The sequence below is a fragment of the Candidatus Hydrogenedentota bacterium genome (assembly GCA_016791475.1).
GTDB lineage: Bacteria > Hydrogenedentota > Hydrogenedentia > Hydrogenedentales > JAEUWI01 > JAEUWI01.
On sequence record JAEUWI010000015.1, the window covers coordinates 95,940 to 116,379 of the forward strand.

The 20,440-nt window shown below is 60.8% G+C and carries 15 protein-coding genes; 9 read left to right on the forward strand and 6 right to left on the reverse strand.

From position 1 onward, the window contains the following. Positions 1–279 precede the first annotated feature (279 nt). Both JNK74_10260 and JNK74_10265 read left to right on the forward strand, forming a co-directional pair. Positions 280–3,225, forward strand: a complete 2,946-nt coding sequence (locus tag JNK74_10260; protein MBL7646559.1) for a PSD1 domain-containing protein — start codon at positions 280–282, stop codon at positions 3,223–3,225. Between the two features lie 32 nt (positions 3,226–3,257). After that, the gene (locus tag JNK74_10265) at positions 3,258–4,694 is read left to right on the forward strand and encodes a DUF1501 domain-containing protein (GenBank protein ID MBL7646560.1); all 1,437 of its coding nucleotides are present in this window, start codon (positions 3,258–3,260) and stop codon (positions 4,692–4,694) included. Positions 4,695–4,977: 283 nt separating this feature from the next. Here JNK74_10265 and JNK74_10270 read toward each other — a convergent pair whose 3' ends face one another. Both JNK74_10270 and rsgA read right to left on the reverse strand, forming a co-directional pair. After that, the gene (locus JNK74_10270) at positions 4,978–5,166 is read right to left on the reverse strand and encodes a hypothetical protein (GenBank protein ID MBL7646561.1); all 189 of its coding nucleotides are present in this window, start codon (positions 5,164–5,166) and stop codon (positions 4,978–4,980) included. A 218-nt stretch (positions 5,167–5,384) separates the two neighbouring features. After that, positions 5,385–6,491: a ribosome small subunit-dependent GTPase A gene (gene rsgA / locus JNK74_10275; protein ID MBL7646562.1), complete on the reverse strand. Its 1,107-nt coding sequence runs from the start codon at positions 6,489–6,491 to the stop codon at positions 5,385–5,387. Positions 6,492–6,813: 322 nt separating this feature from the next. On the opposite strand from rsgA, the gene JNK74_10280 reads away from it, so the two are divergent. Beyond that, complete coding sequence (locus JNK74_10280) at positions 6,814–7,329, forward strand: hypothetical protein (GenBank protein ID MBL7646563.1); 516 nt, start codon at positions 6,814–6,816, stop codon at positions 7,327–7,329. Positions 7,330–7,368: 39 nt separating this feature from the next. On the opposite strand, the gene JNK74_10285 is transcribed toward JNK74_10280, so the two are convergent. Next, positions 7,369–7,581, reverse strand: coding sequence for a hypothetical protein (locus JNK74_10285; GenBank protein ID MBL7646564.1), 213 nt, complete (start codon positions 7,579–7,581; stop codon positions 7,369–7,371). 110 nt (positions 7,582–7,691) lie between these two features. Continuing rightward, the gene (locus tag JNK74_10290) at positions 7,692–8,990 is read right to left on the reverse strand and encodes a glycine--tRNA ligase (GenBank protein ID MBL7646565.1); all 1,299 of its coding nucleotides are present in this window, start codon (positions 8,988–8,990) and stop codon (positions 7,692–7,694) included. 198 nt (positions 8,991–9,188) lie between these two features. On the opposite strand from JNK74_10290, the gene JNK74_10295 reads away from it, so the two are divergent. Both JNK74_10295 and JNK74_10300 read left to right on the forward strand, forming a co-directional pair. Continuing rightward, entirely contained in the window at positions 9,189–10,004 is an 816-nt protein-coding gene (locus JNK74_10295) for a hypothetical protein (GenBank protein MBL7646566.1), read from the forward strand. A 97-nt stretch (positions 10,005–10,101) separates the two neighbouring features. Then, on the forward strand, positions 10,102–11,199 hold the full coding sequence (locus JNK74_10300) for an AI-2E family transporter (protein ID MBL7646567.1): 1,098 nt from the start codon (positions 10,102–10,104) through the stop codon (positions 11,197–11,199). Positions 11,200–11,215: 16 nt separating this feature from the next. Here the strand turns inward: JNK74_10300 and JNK74_10305 are convergent, their stop codons facing one another. Both JNK74_10305 and JNK74_10310 read right to left on the reverse strand, forming a co-directional pair. Beyond that, positions 11,216–12,250, reverse strand: a complete 1,035-nt coding sequence (locus JNK74_10305; protein MBL7646568.1) for a hypothetical protein — start codon at positions 12,248–12,250, stop codon at positions 11,216–11,218. Then, positions 12,219–13,664, reverse strand: coding sequence for an MBOAT family protein (locus JNK74_10310; GenBank protein ID MBL7646569.1), 1,446 nt, complete (start codon positions 13,662–13,664; stop codon positions 12,219–12,221). The genes JNK74_10305 and JNK74_10310 overlap by 32 nt, the downstream gene beginning before the upstream one ends. 274 nt (positions 13,665–13,938) lie before the next feature. Between JNK74_10310 and JNK74_10315 the strand changes: the two genes are divergently transcribed. From JNK74_10315 to JNK74_10330, 4 genes are all read left to right on the forward strand, one after another. After that, complete coding sequence (locus tag JNK74_10315) at positions 13,939–14,283, forward strand: DUF805 domain-containing protein (protein MBL7646570.1); 345 nt, start codon at positions 13,939–13,941, stop codon at positions 14,281–14,283. 277 nt (positions 14,284–14,560) lie between these two features. Then, positions 14,561–17,563 (forward strand): DUF1549 domain-containing protein, encoded by a 3,003-nt coding sequence (locus JNK74_10320; GenBank protein ID MBL7646571.1) that lies wholly within the window; start codon positions 14,561–14,563, stop codon positions 17,561–17,563. 197 nt (positions 17,564–17,760) lie between these two features. Then, the gene (locus tag JNK74_10325) at positions 17,761–19,230 is read left to right on the forward strand and encodes a DUF1501 domain-containing protein (protein MBL7646572.1); all 1,470 of its coding nucleotides are present in this window, start codon (positions 17,761–17,763) and stop codon (positions 19,228–19,230) included. Between the two features lie 592 nt (positions 19,231–19,822). Further along, the gene (locus JNK74_10330; GenBank protein ID MBL7646573.1) at positions 19,823–20,068 is read left to right on the forward strand and encodes a transposase; all 246 of its coding nucleotides are present in this window, start codon (positions 19,823–19,825) and stop codon (positions 20,066–20,068) included. Positions 20,069–20,440 lie beyond the last annotated feature (372 nt).

A 20,440-nucleotide genomic window follows, 5' to 3' on the forward strand; every position in this document is an offset into this window, starting at 1 on the left:
AGCGAAAGTAACTTGAACTGCGAACGAATGCGAAGTTCCGCTCTGCGTTTACAAGTTCGGTCATCGCATAGCGTGTTGAATAGGTTCATTTCTATGAATTCCCGTGCCCTTCCGTGGTCAATCACGGCCCCAACCGGAACGGGCGTTTACGGGCCTTCGCGCGCAGCGCATTGCCGTTGGGCAGCCTCGCGCCGCTTTTGCAATTTTGCCGCCCTTGGTGTAGTCTGGAGCCGCCGGGGACCAAGTGTGCCGTACCCCGCTCAGTGAGGTATTCTTGTCATGTCGTATCAATTTCGTTGTCTCATTGTCGCCTCCCTTGCGGTGGGAATGTCTCTCCCCGCGCTGGCCGCCCCCCTCTCTTACGGTCGCGACATCCGACCTATCCTGGCAAGCAAGTGCTTCAAATGCCACGGCCCGGACGAACTGACACGCCAAAGCGGCCTGCGACTGGACACCTTTGAAGGCGCGACGGCGGAATACAAGGCCGGGTTGAAGGCCATCGTGCCCGGTGATGCGACCCAGGGCGAATTAATGAAACGGGTCCTGACCCACGACGAAGACGACCGGATGCCCCCGCCCGAGATGGGCCCGGCGCTGGACGAAGCCGCGGTGGCAAAGCTACAGCAGTGGATTGCCGAGGGCGCAATCTACGAGCCCCACTGGGCTTTCGTAAAGCCGGCCAAGGCCCCCCTGCCCCCTTCCTCCCAGCAGACCTGGCTCCGCAACGCCATCGACTTTTTTATCGCGAAGGGACTGGACGACGCTGGCCTGGCGCCCACGGCCGAAGCCGACAAGTATACGTTGATTCGCCGGGTCTACCTGGACCTCACGGGCCTCCCGCCCACTCCAGCGGAAGTAGAAGCCTTTGCCGCCGACACAAGCCCCGTGGCCTATGAAAAGCTGGTGGAAAAGCTTCTGGCCTCGCCGCGCTATGGCGAGCGCTGGGCCCGGGTCTGGCTCGACCTCGCGCGATACGCGGACACCAAGGGCTACGAAGCCGATCGTCACCGGGACATGTGGCGGTACCGTGACTGGGTCATCGACGCATTCAATCAGGACAAACCATTCAATCAGTTCACCATCGAGCAGATCGCGGGCGACATGCTGCCAAACCCGACGATGGAACAGCAACTCGCCACGGCCTTTCACCGCAACACCATGACCAACGACGAGGGTGGCACGGACAACGAGGAATTCCGCACGGCGGCGATCATTGACCGGGTCGACACGACCATGTCCGCGTGGATGGGCCTTACGATGGGCTGCGCCCAGTGCCACACCCACAAGTACGATCCCCTGACGAACAAAGAGTTCTACCAGTTCTACGCCTTCTTCAACCAGACGCAGGATGCGGACCTCTACCCGGAAGAATCCCCCGTGCTGCCCGCGCCCACGCCCGAGCAGCAGCAGGAACTGAGCTTCCTCAATGCGCGGCTCCAGCAGGTCGGCGCACTCCTCCAGACGGCCCTGCCAAGCCGCGGCGCGGCTCAGGAAGCCTGGGAGCATAAACTTGCGACGGAAGGCAACGGCGCCCAGTCGGTCTCTGCGTGGGAATCCCTGGGACCGATTCCACAGGAAAACTTCGAGGTGGCCTATGACGCCACCGGCGGTCTGGATCCGGCCTCAAAGGACTTGGTCGCACCCGAAGGCTATGCCTGGCAGCCGCGTCCTGAGTGGGCCGATGGCGCCATCCACAAACTGGAGAGCGGCCCGGCCATCACCTACCTGCGCCGCACGATTCACACTGAATCGGCCCTCCCCTATCCCATCAAGGTCGGCAGCAACGACGCCATCATGATCTGGCTGAACGGCGTGCTGGTACACGGCAACAAGATTGCCCGCGCCATCACCCAGGGCTCGGATGCGGTTCAGTTGAGCCTGCAACCAGGCGACAACCTGCTCCTGATGAAGGTGGTGAATGCCGGCGGCGAGTATGCCTTTTCCTATGAGAGCCCCTTTCAGGGACTACCCGAGAATATCGTAAACCTTGCGAAGCTGCCCGTTGAACAGCGCACACCGGAGCAAACCACGGAGTTGCTCAACTACTACCGGGATAACATCGCGCCGGAGCTCGCTCCGTTTCGCGAGCAGATTGCCCAGGTCAAGGCGGAAATTGATCGCGTGAATACCGCCGTACCGAAAATCCCCGTATTGCGCGAACTGAGCCCGACCGAACAACGCGTTACGCGCATGTTCGAGAAGGGCAGTTTCCTGAACCCGGGTGCGGAAGTTCTACCCGGCACCCCCGCCGCACTGCACCCGATGCCGTACGACGCCCCCCGCAACCGACTGGGCCTGGCGCAGTGGCTGGTGGATGAGAACAATCCCCTGGCCGCCCGCGTGCTCGTGAATCGCTTTTGGACGCAGTTTTTCGGGGTTGGTCTGGTGGAAACCGCCGAAGACTTTGGTACCCAGGGCGAAATGCCCTCCAATCAGGCCCTCCTCGACTGGCTCGCCGTCGACTTCATGGAGCAGGGCTGGTCCATGAAGAATCTCTGCCGCACCATCGTCACCTCGGCGACCTATCGCCAGGCCCCCACGGTTACACCGGACCGCCTCGAGAAGGACCCCAACAATCGTCTCCTCGCCAGAGGACCTCGCTTCCGTCTGGAAGCCGAAATGGTTCGGGATCAGTCGCTCGCGTCCGCCGGATTGCTGAGCGCGAAGCTCCACGGTCCCTCGGTGATGCCGCCCCAGCCCGAGGGGATCTGGCAGGTGGTCTACAGCGGCGACACGTGGAAGGAGAGCACCGGCGAAGACAAGTACCGCCGCGCCCTCTACACCTATTGGCGGCGCACCATGCCCTACCCCTCCATGGTTGCCTTTGACGCGCCCTCGCGCGAAGTCTGTACCGTTCGTCGCGTCCGCACGAATACCCCCCTGCAGGCGCTCGTCACGCTGAACGACCCGGCCTATATTGAAGCCGCGCAGGCCATGGCCCGCCGCGTGCTCCGCGAGGCGCCCGCGCCCGATTTGGACAGCCGGATTCGCTACGCCTACCTCCTCGCTGCGTCCCGTCCGCCGGAAGCCGCCGAAGTGGAATCCGTCAAAGCACTGTATAATGACGGTGTGGCCCAGTTCTCCGCCGACAGCGAAATCGCCCTGGCCATGGCCACAAACCCGCTCGGGCCGCCCACGGGAAACGCCGACAACGCCGAGCTGGCCTCGTGGACCCTCGTGAGCAATGTGTTGTTGAATCTGGATGAAGTCTTGACCAAACGATAGCCGCGCAGGCCAAATATAAAGAGAAAAGCCCTATGAATCCCTACATGGAACATATGCACGCCCTGACCCGCCGCCACTTTCTGCAACGCGCCGGCGCGGGGATCGGCGCGACCGCCCTGAGCTATCTGATGGGCCAGAATCCCGCCGCGGCGGCGAATACCGAGGGGCCCCGCGGCGCACAGTTCACCCCCCGCGCGAAGCGAGTCATCTGCCTCCACATGGCCGGGTCGCCCTCTCAGCTTGACCTCTTCGACTACAAGCCGAAGCTCAACGAGTTGAATGGCCAGAAATGCCCCGACGAGTTCCTGGCGAATGAACGCTTCGCCTTTATCAAGGGCCACCCCACCATGCTGGGCACCCCCCACAAGTTTGCTCAACACGGACAGAGCGGCACGTGGATCTCGGAACTGCTGCCACACATCTCCGGTGTGGCCGACGAATTGTGCATGGTCCGTTCCATGAAAACCGATCAGTTCAACCACGCCCCGGCGCAGCTCTTTCTCTACACCGGCGCGCCACGGCCGGGCCGCCCCTCCATGGGCTCGTGGCTCACCTACGGGCTCGGCTCGGAGAACCAGAACCTGCCCGGCTTCGTGGTGCTCGTTTCCGGCGACAAGACGCCCGACGCGGGCCAGAGCGTGTGGGGTAGCGGCTTCCTTCCGACCGTGCATCAGGGCGTTCAATGCCGCACCAGCGGCGACCCCGTGCTCTATGTTTCCGACCCCAAGGGTATCTCGCGAGACACGCGCCGTCGTTCGCTGGATACGCTCAACCAATTGAACGAACTCCACTTCTCGAAGGATGCGGATCCCGAAACGATGACCCGCATCTCCCAGTTCGAACTGGCCTACCGCATGCAGCTTTCCGTCCCTGAAGTGATGGACATCGGCGCGGAGCCAGACTACATCCATGAGATGTACGGCACCAAACCGGGCACAACCTCTTTTGCCAATAATTGCCTGCTGGCGCGACGGCTGGTTGAGAAGGGCGTGCGCTTCGTACAGCTCTTTGACTGGGGCTGGGACACCCACGGCGCTGGCCCCGGCAATGATATCGTCGAGTACCTCCCCCAGAAATGTAAACTGACCGACCAGGCGGCGGGCGCGCTCATCCGCGACCTGAAGCAACGCGGCCTGCTGGAAGACACCCTCGTCATCTGGACCGGCGAGTTCGGTCGCACGGCGATGAACGAGGCCCGTGGCGGCTCCACCTACCTCGGCCGGGACCACCACCCCCACGCCTTCACAATCTTCATGGCGGGCGGCGGATGCAACGCCGGTGCCCAGATCGGCCAGACGGACGAACTCGGCTACCGCATCGCGGAGAACCCGGTTCACATTCACGATCTCCAGGCCACCATCATGCACCTCATGGGCTTTGAGCACGACAAGCTGACCTTCTACTACCAGGGTCGGGACTACCGACTGACGGACGTCCATGGCATGGTCCGGCCCGAGTTGATGGCCTGAGGTCTCAGCACGGCGGAAATTGGGACGTTTTCAGCGTTTCGGCATTATTACGCTGCCTGATGCCCCTTGGGTGCCGGACATACGTGTACACTGCGAAGATTCCGCTTGCCCGAAGCCGTCGTTTCTGAAATCCCCTGTAAAGCACAAAACACTCCCCGGGGGTTTAGCGGGGAGTGTTGTGCTGCAGGACCTTGGCGTCGCACGGAGTGCCACGATTCAGTCTTGCAGTAGTGTGCGAAGATTTTTGACGCTCCAGCCGCGTGGCGGTCTGGATGCGGATCGTTCAGTTAACGTCGGCACTCCATTGCTTGAAAAATGCCTGAATTCCGCGGATGGGCTTCAATTTAATATTCGTATAGTGAAGCCGCATCAACTTGTCGAAGGCGTCCAACTTGTCCCGAGCGATTATCGTCCCTTGCGCCTTGTCTTCCAGACTGTCCGCCGACTTGGCGGAGAATTCAAACACGGCCATGTTGCGCTGTCTCCGAAGTACCCAGAATCCGACTACTCTCGAAGCCTCACTCTCGACTTCTGCCTATATAGTCGTATTTTCGGACAGAAAATGCAGAGATGGGTCCATATTGGAACAGTTATACTTAAAGGATGTTCGCAGGAGGTTATCGCTGGATAAGTATCCCTGCCACAAGCCCGTGCGCGGGGTTCTCAAGGCCCTGAACGGCGACGAAACCCTCAATAGTCCGCCGCTTTGTTGCTGTACCTGTCGCCGAATGGGCCATTCTGCGCGTCTTCCATGCTCATCCGAATACGCAGGTAGGATTCGTAGCGCCAGGGCAGCAATTCCCCGGAATTCACAGCCTTCTCAACCGCACAATCGGGCTCGTGGGTGTGGCTGCAGTCGCGAAAGCGGCATTGCGTGCCCAGCGCGGCCAGATCGGGGTAGAACCAGGCGACTTCTTCGGGGGAGACGCCCCAGACACCGAGCGCGCGGATGCCGGGCGTGTCGATAATACGCACATCGCCCTCCAGTTCATAGAGCCGCGAGGCCGTGGTGGTGTGGCGGCCCCGCTGTGAGACGACACTGACTTGCTGGGTATGCACCTCGAGTTCGGGATCCAGGGCGTTCAGCAGGGAGGATTTTCCCACGCCACTGTGGCCGGAGAGGATGCTGAGCTTGCCCGCGAGCAGCGCGCGAAGCTCATCCAGCCCGCGCCCAGTCTCGCAACTGGTGCGGACCACGCGAAAGCCGAGCCGCTCATAGTCCACGAGCTCCGGCGGCTCCTCCTCCCCCACCAGGTCCATCTTGTTTACGCAGATGACGCAGTCCACCCCGCCAACCTCGGCGGCTATCAGATAACGATCCACCAGGCCGGGACGGAACGGCGGATTGGCCGCGGCGGTCACGATGACGAGGAGATCGATGTTGGCGGCGAAGACTTGTTCGTCCAGGCGGTCGTGCTCGTGGCCGGGACGGCTCAAACGCGTCCGGCGCGGGGCCACACCGCGGACGATGAGCTTTTCCTCCTCCTGCTCCACCAGCACATTGTCTCCCGGCGCGATAAGGGTGGCGCCGCCCTCTTTCAGGCGTTCGTCAATAAGGCAGAGCTCTTCCTCGCCGTCCATGAGCACAAAGGCCCACTTCTTGGAGTGCGAAATGACGAGGGCGTTCGGCTCGAAATCCGTCGGCAGGGATTGAAGCTCCAGCGCCACATCGGATATGGCCGACTGGGCGCGGCGGTGCCGCACGCGGTCGTGGCTGAACGCGGTCTCGTGAGCCTGGTCCCAGTTGCGCGTGCGGACCTGGGAGCGTTTTTTCTTTTTGACGAGTTTTTTTTTCAAGTATTCCTGCGTATCACTATCAAGCAGCAACTCAATTGATCTGGATCTTTTTGGCCGTGTATCGTCGTGACGCGATGGTAGTATAACCGCTGAAATGCATCATACAGGTAGTGAGGCTGTCTGCTTCGAAAAAAAACTCCGCGCTCGTTCCCACGGTCCGCCGTGGGAATGCATGCCGTTCCGCTCTGCGGAGCGGACACGCGAAATGAACTGAGTTCATTTTCATCGTTATGCGTGAGGGAAAGCCTCATGGACGACCGCTCTTGAATGCCATATCAGTTTTGATCGTAGCTCAGGTAGCATCTTTGGAAAGGAAACTTTCATGAATATCACGTTCAGCATCTGCGACGACGATGGTTTGCTGGGTATCGTGAACAACGAGTTATATGACGCATTCATAGGAGAAGATTGGGAGTTCGACGATGTAAAAGATCGGATCATCCAGGAATCAAACAAGGGGCATCTGCTCTTCTGGGGCACGGGCTGCGAAAACTTCTGGCCTGTTATTGTATCTGATTCACCAATATCTTCAACGGACTTTAGAAGTTTCTCCGGTCGCATACGCGTTACCAACGGGGACCTTTACTTGATCAGCTATACCGACCTGACAATGGCGGCGCAGTTTGAGGATCAAACGCTGCCCTCGAACACGGGCGGAGTCTCCCGAATCGAACTTGAGAACGGCCTCTACGAGATTATGGTCCGTCAACTCGTCGATCCGAGCAATGTCGAAGAGGATGTTGCGACTCTTGGATTTGAGCTTATAGTTCGTGCAATCCCCCCCGTGGATAAAGAGATACTTAATAATTTCGACAGTATCACTTGGCTTCACGCCTGATTCGTCGATGCCAAAGCGAATCGAAAGCCATTGAGGCGCCTAGAAGCGATCCTCCCGTTCCTCACTGATGTCGTCGCTCCAGCAGGATTTGTCGTGGCTAGTCATTTCCCAGACTTCTTCAATCGTTGGCACCCGCCGCGAATCCGGCTCGCAATTCAATGGCAGTAAAGTCTTGATGCGTTCTTGTACTAACAGCAATCCTTCGTCATCCAGCTGCTCGATCATCCCGTGCACGATTTCTCTAAGTGTCATGTCGAATGCTCCTAAGTGCCAATTGATACTCAAGGCGGCAATCCAACCGATTACCACCCCGATGAGCACACTCGACTATGCACACTTAGATCCGGCGAAGGCTTTTCGCATTACGCCTCGTGGTCAAACGAAACCTTCGGCGCGATGTAGTTCGCCACTTCGTCAATCGGGATGCGGATCTGCTCCATGCTGTCCCGCTCGCGGATGGTGACGGTGTTGTCTTCCTTCGTGTCGTAGTCCACGCAGATGCAGAAGGGCGTGCCGATTTCGTCCTGACGGCGATAGCGGCGGCCGATGGCGCCCGCCTGATCGTAGTAGGTGTTGAACTTGCGCCGGAGCTTCTTTTCCAGGTTCTCGGCGATTTCCGCGAGGCCGTCCTTCTTCACGAGAGGCAGGATCGCCGCCTTGATGGGGGCCAGCTTCGGGGCAAGACGCATGACCACGCGCTGTTCGCCATCCACCTCGTCCTCGTGGTAGGCCGAGCAGAGCACGGCCAGGGTGGTGCGGTCGGCGCCGGCGGAGGGTTCCAGCACGGTGGGCACGAAGCGCTCGTTCTTCACCTGATCGAAGAAGGACAGGTCCTTGCCGGAGTGCTTGGAGTGAGCGTTCAGGTCGAAGGTGCCGCGATTCGCGAGCCCCTGAAGCTCGCCCCAGCCGAAGGGGAACTCAAATTCCACGTCAACGGTGCGCTTGGAGTAGTGGGCCAGGCTTTCCTTGGGGTGCTCATACCAGCGGAGCTTGTCCTCGGGAATGCCCAGGCGCAGGTACCAGCTCCAGATGGCCTCCTGCCACTTTTCAAACCAGATTTCTTCCTCTTCTTCCTTGCAGAAGAACTCAATTTCCATCTGCTCGAATTCACGGCTGCGGAAGATGAAATTGCGGGGATTTACTTCGTTGCGGAAGCTCTTGCCCACCTGCGCAATGCCGAAGGGAATCTGGCAGCGGGTGGAGGAGTAGACCTCTTTGAAGTCCACGAAAATCGACTGGCAGGTCTCGGGACGCAGGTAGGTGTTGACCGCCGTGTCCTCGCTCACGCCGAGCTGAGTGCGCAGCATGCTGTTGAACTTCTTCGGCTCGGTCAACTCGCCGCCGCAATCGGGACACTTCTTCGACTCGAGGTGGTCTTCGCGGAAGCGGTGCTTGCACTCTTTGCAGTCCACCACCACATCGTGGAAGGCTTCCACGTGGCCGGAAGCGACCCAGACTTCGGGGTGCATGATGATGCTCGCATCAAGGCCAACAATATCATCGCGGGTCTGGACAAAGTTGTACCACCAGTCATCCTTCAGGTTGCGCTTGAGCTCAACACCCAGGGGGCCGAAATCCCAGCAGCCATTGACGCCGCCGTAGATTCCGCTCGATTGAAAGATAAATCCCTTACGCTTGCAAAGGCTGACCAGCTTGTCCACGATAAACTCCTGTTCTTACTCAAAGGATGAAATGGCGCGCGGCCCAGGGAGAGGGTGCGGCACAAGCGGGTATTGTATCGGTTGAAGTCCTTTAATTTCAATTGTTTGGCGGCACAGAAGCGGTTTACGAGTGACCGTTCGACCGCCACGGGTGGCATCAGGCGAGGGGGTCACGCTACACTCTCGTGTCGAATACGAATGGGAAGAATTCAGAAAGCCTTTGCCATGGCGCGCAAACCCACGCGAAGCGCGGCGGATGAGTCGTCGACTTCGGAACATCTACAGCTCGATCTACTTGATCCTGCCGATCTCCATTCCGGTCCACTTCCGGCCCGGAAAAGTTTTGCGGGTCCCGTGACCGCGCCCGCACGGCGCGAGGTGACCCAGCCCGAATCGGTCGTGCTCGTCGATATGGAGAATACTCAACCCGACAAATTGGAGATCCTGGTGGATTTTCCCTTTCGCTTGATTCTGTTTACAGGGGAGAACCAGTCCAAGATTCCGCTTAGTACGGCAGCCGCTATGCAGCGAATGGGTGCCCGCGCGGAATATGTGCGTATGACGGGAAAAGGTCCCAATGCTCTCGATTTTCTTATCGCCTTTTATGCGGGCGAGCTGTCGCGCACGATGCCCGGGGCCCAGTTCTACATCGTCACGCAAGATCGGGGCTTCGACCCCCTCATCAACCAACTGAATGAACGTCACGAGCGCCCCGTGAAGATGAAGCGGATTCGCGATCTGACGGAAATTCCCGGACTCCCGATTTACACACCAGATCGAATGAGTGCGTTGGTGGACGCGGCTATTGAGAAGCTTGTTCGGCATCGCGGCGCGAAGCCGCAACGATTGAAGACCCTGACCCGTTCCATCGCGAGCGCCTTCTCGAATCAGCTTGAGTCGGGGCAGGCAAAGGCCATCGTGGCCGAACTGGTGGCACGGGGTATCGTGATTGCGGAGGAAAACCGCGTGAGTTACGCCCTGCCCTCGGAAACAAGCGAAATCAAATCGAACTGAGCTTCTTCGTACTATATACTACGCGGGAATTTCCGAGTGCCGGGACGACAGATATCCCGAAAGCGCGTCACAACGAACAAGAGGATCGCCAGCAACTATGAGCAAGAAAGGCGAATACGAAGCGCGCATCCAGACCGTATGTCTGGCGACACTTACCATCATGGCCGTTGCGGTTGCACTCCACCTCCTTCGGATCGTGCTTGTCCCCTTCATACTTGCCGCTTTTCTTTCGCTCCTCCTGATACCGGTCGTAGAATTCATGATGCGGAAACTGCGTATCAACCGGCCCATTGCGCTGCTGCTGACCTTTCTCGGCGGCAGCCTCATCGTAATTGCCATAGCCGCTTTTGTCTCCGTGTCCGTGGGGCAATTCGCCAACAGCGCGAGCATCTACGAAGCCCAGATCTCGCGCCTGCTTAACGATGCGGAGAACTCCGGCCCGTTCAAGGCCCTGCTTTACCTGGCCGGTGCGCCCGTGCCAACCCGGCCCATTCAGGTGGATGGCATCTCCGGCGCGGGAGAACCCACCGGCACCTTTCACGCCTCCCAGTTGCTCCCGGAGGGCACAATCAACGGCCTGGCCCGCCGCCTGTCCTCGGGCGTCCTGTCTCTCCTGTCGAATGGCTTCCTGGTTCTTCTCTTCGCCGCCTTTCTCCTGATGGGAAGCACGACGCAACATCACTCCACAAGAGGCGTCATCGGCGAAATTGAAAAGCGCGTGCAGAAATACATCGTCATCAAGCTCCTTTCTTCGATGCTCACCGGCTTTCTTGTGTATCTCGTGCTCCAGTTTCTCGGGGTGCGCTTTGCCATGTCCTTCGGGGCCTTCGCCTTTATCCTGAATTTCATCCCCAACCTGGGGTCGGTCGTCGCCACCCTGCTCCCACTGCCATTCGTGCTCCTCACGCCCGATGTCAGCATGGTTACGGTGGCCCTCGCGCTTCTCCTGCCCCTTATGATTCAGTTCACCATCGGCAGCGTCCTCGAACCCAAGATCATGGGCGATACCCTCGGGCTCCACCCTGTCGTCGTGCTCATGTCCCTCATTTTCTGGGGCATACTCTGGGGCTTCGCCGGCATGCTCCTCGCCATCCCCATGACCGCCAGCGCCAAAATCATCTTTGGCCGCATCGACGTGACCCGGCCCATCGTCGCCGTGCTGGAAGGACGTCTGGAAGCCCTCGATGAGATGTGAGTTTCGCCCCGCCCCGCTACTTCGCCAATAGCCCATCCACCTCGGGCTTGAGGTCCGCCCAGAGCCGCTCCCGGCCCGCCGTTGTCAAGTGCTCATTGGGCGCGCCGCCGTGATCCAGAAAGTCCTCCGTCGGGACTCCGTCCGCCCGATCCAGCAGCCGCAGACCCTGATCGGCCGCGAGTGCATCCGATATCACCCCTTTCACTACCCCCCGATTCTGATCGATGGCCGACGCCATCCCTGGGCCGAACTCCGCCGCACCGCGTTCCCGGTCCAGCGGCGTGATGTACAGCAGCACCTTTACGCCATCGGCCCGCATTTCATTCGCCAGGCCCGCCATGGCGCGCAACAGGGGATGTTCCTCCGGTATGGGCAGGCCGTAGGAGAGGTAGTAAGACGCACGCGCACTGAGTTTTTCGTCGGCCGCGCTCGAGGCGGCTCCGCCATCCAGCCCAAAGTCCACCGGCGCATCGCTGAGGTGCCTGCGCAGCATGCGGTAGTATTCGTCGATTTTCAGCGCCTTTTTGTTCAACACATCAAACTCCACCAGGGGACGATAGAGCGCGCGTACGAAACGGGAGTCCCACGTCAACTGATGGAGCACCTTCTCGGTATAGCTGTCCGGGCGTTCGTACCACGTGGGAGAAAAGGACCGGAGGTTCACCACCACGACCGCCACACGCGGTGCGGCGCCTCGCGCGCGGAGATAGCGCCAGCTTGCCTCCATCATGTCCAGCGTGAGGGCCGCTTCGGAAATGGAACTTACTTTCAACTCCGGATAGGTCGCCGCAATGGCGTCCTCCAGGCTGAGGGACTCCTTCTCCGCGGGACCGCGCCAGAACAGGGTGCTGTCCCCCATGAGCAGCAGGTCCGGCCGCGCTTCCGCCGCCCGATCCAGCACGCCAAGAAATGGTTCGGGCTCCGCGAGCCCCATCGTCAGAGCAAATGCGACCCACAGCCCGGTGACAAGTCCCACCAGCACCGCAAGCCTGGCCCCGATGCGCAGGGGCACGACCCACTCAGAACTGGAAGTAAATGAAAGGAATTTCATGGTACCCTCCCAGTGCAAAGATGAGAAACAGAGTGACGGCGTAGGTGGACCAGCGCACAAATCCATGGGGACTCTGAAACGGACGCGGGGCCTGGTTCGCCGCCTGCGAGCCTTCCAGCACGAGCATACCCGCGAGCGCGCCCAGCCCGAGCAGCAAACTGGACACCGGATTGGCCAGGGTGAACGCTTCCCACTGCTCCGCCACCAATACCGGATCAAGCCAGCCCCTGGGCAATGCGGTCACGAGGTCCATTGCATGCTCCAGCGATGTGGCCCGGAAGAAAATCCATGCAAAACAGACAAGACCAAAAATAGTCACGCGATTCACCAGCGCCCGCACTGCGCCGGGCTCTCCCGGCCCCCGCAATCTGGCAATCGCTTCTCCCGCGAAATAGTACAACGCGTGGAGCGCGCCCCAGCACACAAAGGTCCATTCGGCGCCGTGCCAGAGACCACTGAGGAGAAAGACCACCGCAATATTGCGCACCCACCGCAGGCCCGATACACGACCGCCCCCGAGCGGCATGTAGACATAGTCGCGAAACCAGATGGACAAGGAAATATGCCAGCGTCGCCAGAAATCGCGGATGGACTGGGCGGCATAGGGCCGGTTGAAGTTGAGCATGAGATCGATGCCGAGTACCCGCGCCGAGCCCACGGCAATATCGGAATAGGCACTGAAATCGCAGTAGATCTGAAAGGCGAAGGCCACGGTGCCGATGACCACAAAAATGCCCGCCGGCGCTTCGGCCTCGCCATAAACGCTCCCCGCAATGAGGGCCATGCGATCGGCCACCACCATCTTCTTGAAAAGCCCCCACAGTACCAGGCGCAGACCCGACACCGTGCGCGCGTAGTCCCAGCGGTGTCGCTCGCGGAACTGGGGCAGCAGATGGGCGGCGCGCTCAATGGGGCCCGCCACAAGCTGGGGGAAAAAGGCCACATAGAGCGCGAAGCGTCCCAAGTGCTTCTCCGGTGGGCAGTCCCGCCGGTAGACGTCAATCGTATAGGCCAGGGTCTGAAACGTATAAAACGAGATGCCCGCGGGCAGGAGCACATCCAGGTGATAGGGCAGTACCTCGCGATTGCCTATCACTCCCGTGAGATGAGCGAAGGATTCGCTGAAGAAATTGAAATACTTGAAGGTAAAGAGCAATCCCAGATTGAGCGCCAGGCTGCACAGCAGCATTGCGGTTCGCGCCGTCGGACGTTGTACCCTGCCCAGCGCCAGGCCCACGCTGTAGTCCACCACCGTCGAGGCCAGCAGCAACAGAAGATAGACCGGATTCCAACACCCGTAGAAGTAGTAGCTCGCCGCCAGCAGCCAGGCCCACCGCCACCACTGAGGGAGGGCAAAATAGCCCAGCGCAACGAGGGGAAAGAACAAGATGTAATGGAGGGAATTGAATTGCACAGGCTCTGATCCGCGAACAAGACCGACCGCCGACGCGCACGCTCCCGGACGCGGCGCCTGCGGCGGGCGCAGTCTAACACAAGACGCTCCCACCGGCAACCGCTCCACAGCGCGGTCTTGCAATAACGGAGCCCTATTCCCTACTCTAGCAATTGACCCGACTAACTGCGGGTTCTGACCCGCGCCTCGGGTCGGAGAGCAGGGACACTAGACGGCGGCTTACCCCTTGCCAACGTCTGACGCAAACCACAGGGGAATGAGGAGAGTTGCGGCTATGCATTGGTATCTGGACGTTTTGAAGAACTACACGGGTTTCACCGGTCGCGCGCGACGAACTGAACTGTGGATGTTCTGGCTTGTCAACCTTGGTATTGTCATTGCGCTGTCCATCGTTGAAGGCATCATCGGTATGCCGGGCATCCTGAGCGGACTGTACAATCTGGCGGTTCTGCTGCCTACTATCGCAGTGGGCATGCGCCGCCTTCACGACACGGACCGCAGTGGCTGGTGGCTGCTAATTGCATTTATACCCTTTCTCGGCGGCATCGTGCTCTTGATCTTCTTCTGCCTTGAAGGCACCAAGGGCGACAACCAGTACGGGCCCGATCCCAAGGCCTGACACGATCCCCAATAGAAATTCCAACGCAGGCGGGCGAGCAATCGCCCGCCTGTTGCATTTCCAGCGGACGGGCTCACGCGCGGTAGTTTCATTGCCAGGGCCCCGACAGAATTCTGCACCCATCCAACCGCGCCTGATCAACTTTGGAAGACCTTCTGGATGACCGCTTCCGTGAGTTTCCGTGCCCTTCCGTGGTCAAGAACATCTCCCCCAAAAAGGGACGAGGTCTTACCCACCCAGCTACCATTTCTCGCCCTCTTCGTGGATAATGATACCTATGATTTTGCTGCTTCCACATAAAGCGTCGCGCCGAACCAGCGACCTCGTGCTGGCTCTCTGCTTCGTCACCCTGTCGCACGCCGCCAACGCCGACACCTTCTCCGACCACGTCGCGCCCCTGCTCCAGGCCCATTGTCTGGAATGTCATCAGCCCAACATCCTCAAGGGCGACCTGTCTCTGGCAACGCAAGCCGAGCTCCTCGCCAGCGGCACCATCACGCCCGGTGACCCCGCCGCCAGCCGCCTCTTGGAAGTCATCATGCCCGGTCCGAATGGCGACGTACCCGAAATGCCGAAGAAAGGCGCGCCGCTGACCGCGGAACAGGTGGAACATATCCGCCAGTGGATCGCCGAGGGCGCGCCCTGGCCCGACGGCGTTGTTTTGAAAGAGCCGTCGAAGGCCGACACCTCCTGGTGGTCCCTCCAGCCCCTGGCGGACATCGCGCCGCCCGAGGTGCCCGGAGCACCCGAGGCGTGGCAGGCGAACCCCATCGACCGCTTTCTTTTCGCGAAGCTGGCGGAGAAAGATATCGCACCCGCGCCGGAGGCGGACCGGCGCACCCAGATCCGCCGCCTCTACTTCGATCTCTTGGGCCTTCCGCCCTCCATCGAGGCCATCGAGGCCTTCGCCGCCGACACGCGACCCGATGCCTATGCGCGCCTTGTGGATGAACTTCTCGCCTCACCCCACTACGGCGAGCGCTGGGCCCGCCACTGGCTCGACATCGCCCATTACGCCGACACCCACGGCTTCGAGCGCGACCGCCCACGGGAAAACGCGTGGCGCTACCGCGATCATGTCATCCGCGCCTTCAATGAAGACAAGCCCTACGATCAGTTCCTGCGCGACCAAATCGCGGGCGATGTGCTCCATCCGGAATCGCCCGAGGCCGTCATCGCCACGGGCTTCCTCGCGGCGGGCCCCTGGGACATGGTGGGGCAGGACGAGACCGTGAACGCCTCCCTCAAGCGCATGGCCCGGGCGGACGATCTGGACGACATGGTTACCACGACCATCACGGCCACCATGGGCCTCACGGCGAATTGCGCGCGTTGTCATGATCATAAGCTGGATCCCATCCCCCAGAAGGACTACTACCGGCTGTCGGCCGTCTTCGCGGGCACGGCCCGGGGCGAACGCACCGTGGCCCCGGCGTGGGACGCCGCCCAGGTGCGCGTGGCCGCGATCCAGCGCGAACTGGATGCCCTGGGCGCAAAGCCCATCGATCTCTCCGACCTGGTCGCCGGAGGCGACGGCTACGGCACGGGCAGGCCTTACCCCGCCGGTATCAACACCCGGACGGGTGCCGCGATCGCGGCCATGGCGCAGGGGGTAGAGTCCACGCCCAACTCCTACCTGCCCGTGCCGGAAATCGCGGCTGTGGACGGTGTCTTCGTGCCCGATGGCGGCGCGGGGCAATCCGTTACCATAACTTCCACGGGCATCCAGATCCACGATCTGCCCGACACCACCGCGTTGACCTGGGACTACATCCTCAACGGAAAAGTAAGTCTCCAGGCTTCCAGCACGCTGGGTGAAACGGACTACGCGATTGCACCCAACACCCTCCTGGGTTTCCACGCGAACAAGGGCATCACCTTCGATCTCGACGCAATCCGCGCGGACGGCCACAGCGGTGTGTTTCGCTTCCGCGCCGTCGCGGGCTATGGCGGCGGGCCGGTCGCCACGAAGGCGGACTTCTTCCTCTACATCGACGGCGCGTTGCGCGCCGTGCGACGCGGCTTCGGCACGAAGGACGGCCCGATCCCCATCGAGTTCGATATTGCTCCCGCCGAACGTTTCCTCACCCTCATCGCGACCGACGGTGGCGACGGACTGAGTTCGGATCAGGTGTTCTTCGGCAATCCACGCCTCATCCCCATCGGGGACGACGCGCAACTGAGCCCAGAGCAACGGACGCAGCGCGCGGCCCTCCAGGAAGAGCGCACCCGGCTGCTCGCGATGTATCCGCCCGACGCCAAGCCCGATCGCGTCTATGCGACCCTGGCCAAAGAGCTGCCCCCCACCCACGTGCTCCTGCGCGGCAGCGCCGAATCGCCCGGCGACGCGGTCACGCCCGGAGCCCTTTCCTGCCTGCCCATGCTCACCCCGGATCTCGGTGACGACACATTGAGCGAGGGCGAGCGGCGCGTGCGCCTCGCGCAATGGATCACCCATCCGGACAATCCCCTCACGCCCCGGGTCTGGGTCAATCGCCTCTGGCATTACCACTTCGGCAAAGGCATCGTGGATACGCCCAGCGACTTCGGCTTTGGCGGCGGACGCCCGACCCACCCCGAGCTGCTCGACTGGCTGGCGAAGCATCTGCAGGCTGAAGACTGGTCCACCAAGGCCATGCATCGCCTTATCCTCACCAGCCAGGCCTATCGCCAGGAAAGTCGCATGAGCGAGAGCTATCTCGCCGGCGTCGTCGACCCGCGCGAGGTAGACGCGGACAACCGACTCTTGTGGCGCATGAACCCGCGACGCCTCCCCGCAGAGGCCCTGCGCGACGCCGTCCTCGCCACGGCGGGCACCTTGAACCCCGCGCAATTCGGCCCCGGCTACCGCGATTTCACCATGGAAGAAGACTACGCGCCGAAGTACACCTACATCACCGCCGACGCGCCGGAGCTGTGGCGCAGGAGCGTCTATCGCTTCGTGGTGCGGAGTTCGCCCGAGCCCTTCATGACCACGCTGGATTGTCCGAACCCGGCCGTCCTCACCCCCGCACGCATGACCACCACCACGGCGCTGCAATCGCTGTCCTTATTGAACAACGAATTCATGCTCAAGCAGGCGGGTTATTTTGCGGAGCGAGTGAAGCGCGAGGCTGGGGCGGATGTATCAGCCCAGGTGCAGCACGCCTTTCGCATCGCTTTCGGGCGCGAACCAGTCGACAGTGAGTCCGCTGCATTACAAACATTGGCGGAGAAGCAGGGGCTGCCAGCCCTTTGCCGCGTGCTGTTTAATGCGAATGAGTTCGTACATATTGACTGAAGAGAAAATTCAACCACGAATACACACGAATGCACACAAATGGAAGAGAAAAGGCAGAGGAACCACAGAGAACGCAAAGAGCACAAAGAATATAGGATGCTTTGTGCTCTTTGCGTTCTTTGTGGTTTCGTCCTCTCTTCCATTCGTATAAATTCGTGTCCATTCGGGGTTAAAAAAACCATAACTTGAGAATTCCGATGCCCAATACCAATCGTTGCCCCGGCCACCAAATCCATTACGGCACCCGCCGCGAATTCCTCTGGAAACTCGGCGGCGGCCTGGGCGGTGTTGCGCTGGCCTCATTGCTCAACGACGGCGGCTACCTCAGCGCCGCGCCCGCTGATCCCCTCGGAGCGCGCCCGCCCCACTATGCCCCGAAGGCGAAAGCCGTCATCCAGATCTTCTGCCCCGGCGGTCTGAGCCAGGTGGACACCTGGGACTACAAGCCCGAGCTGGAGCGGCGCACCGGCCAGCCCTTCGACCCCACGGGGAAACTGGAATTCTTCGCGTCAAAGCCCGGCAACTGCCAGGGAAGCTATTGGAAATTCCGCCAGCATGGCGAGTGCGGCAAGTGGATGAGCGACCTCTTCCCCCGCCTCGCCGGTTGCGTGGACGACATGGCCTTCATCCATTCCATGATCAGCAAGACCGCGCTCCACGGCCCCGCGTGCTTCATGATGAACACCGGCTACACCCTGCCCGGCTTCCCCTCCATGGGCGCGTGGGTGACCTACGGCCTCGGCTCCGAATCGCGCAACCTGCCCTCTTTCGTGGTACTGCCCGACGTGCGCGGCCTGCCGCCCGGCGGCCCCATCAACTGGGGCGCGGGCTTCCTCCCCGCCGTCCACCAGGCCACCACCCTCAGCAGCGATCCGAGCCGCCCCGTCATCGCGGACCTTTTCCCGCCCGAGGGCTACGCCGCAACGCCCGAGGGCGAACGCCAGTCTCTGGAAACGCTCGCGCTCTTGAACCAGCGCCACGCCGAAGCCCGCGCCGAGTACTCCGAACTCGAAGCACGAATCACGGCCTACGAACTCGCCGCGCGCCTCCAGCTCAGCGCCCCGGAGGTCACCGACATCGCCTCGGAGAGTGAGGCCATCCGCAGGCTCTACGCGCTGGACCACCAGGACATCGGCTCCTTCGGCCGCCAATGCCTCCTCGCCCGCCGACTCGTACAGCGCGGCGTCCGTTTCGTGCAGATCTACTGCGGCGCGGAAAACACCCAGTCCAAGGCCATCCGCCCCAACTGGGACAGCCACGAAGACCTGCCCCGCGACCACGGCTACTGGGGCCCGATCCTCGACACCGGCGCGGCCGCGCTCTTGCGCGATCTGAAGAGCCAGGGCATGCTCGACGACACCCTCGTCATCTGCACCACGGAATTTGGACGCCAGCCCGGCGCACAAGCAGGCATCGGCCGCGATCACAACCCCGGTGCCTTCACCGCCTGGATGGCCGGCGGCGGCATCCGCGGCGGCATAAGCTACGGCCAGAGCGACGAATTAGGATTCAAAGTCGCCGAGAACCCCGCCTACTGCTACGACCTCCACGCCACCGCGCTGCATTTGCTGGGCATGGATCACGAACGCTTGAGCTACTACCACAATGGCATCGAGCGCAGGCTGACGGATGTGCATGGGCACGTGATTCGGGAGTTGTTGGTGTGAAGGTGCCGGGGCCTATGCCGCCCCGCTGGGGCTTGACTGGGGTGGGCCCGTGATACCCAGGACTCGCTTCGCTCGCCGCTGGGCTACGATATACCGCCGCTTCGCGACTAATTCATGCGCGATGGATTGTGCACAGAGATATCGATATCCACGTAGATCTTTGATTTATCCCTGTTTATCTCATTCCAAAGCTCTACCTTTAAACGAGGAGCATCCTCTCGCGCCTACCCACACCCACAATGCCACTCGTACCTCGAGTCTTTGACCGCAGCACCCTTGGCGGGTATTCGGTTCGCTCGCGACTCGCCTCGTTAGCAGGTATTGCACCTGAAATTCAGCCCCTGGACCACAGCATCGCCCCCCTCTTCTGGCCGAATCAACCTCGATAGATATCAATCTCTCCAATTTCAGTCGCGAAGCGGCGGCATATCGTAGCCCAGCGGCGAGCGAAGCGAGTCCTGGGTTCTTGCCACATCCACGCCGCAAGTCCCGAAGGGGCGACATAGGCGCGTTCTGGAATCGCCCCTGTGTTACTCGGCAGACTTCCTCAAATTGCACTCTCCTATAATTGCAGTCGCAAAAGGAGGGAGCCATGTCGCGGACGCACCGCAACCTTCTCTATCAGATCGCCTTTTCCACCAAGGCCCGTGTGCGATTTCCGACGCCCGACCTCCGTCCCGAGGCGCATCGCTGCTTCGCGAACTCAGTGCAGGGTGTCGATGGCATCCCACGCATTATCAATGCCGCCGAAGACCATGTCCAACTGTTGGTGAAGTTAAGCCAGAATCACGCCCTCAATAATGTGTTGTCCGAAGTAAAATCCAACAGCTCCGGCTGAATTCACCGCCAGGATTGGGGTCTCGCCCATTTTGCATGTCGGGCGTACTAAGGCGCGTTTGCTGTGAGAACAAGCCAGAAGGAACGGGGCTATCTATACATCAAGATTCAGGTGGCCGGGCCTGGCGGGTACCCCTTTTCGGGCGGAGTATCTGGGGGTGTTGAAGGCCCACGAGGTGGAATTCGACGAACGGTATATCTGGGATTGAATGGGGCAGGGGCCTACGCCGCCCCGCTGGGACTTGATTGGCTTGGCCCGTTTGACCCAGGACTCGCTTCACACGCCGCTGGGCTACGATATACCGCCGCTTCGCGACTAACTGCTGTGTATCGAATCACATCAATCCGAGATGCCCAAGGCTGCACTCGTAGA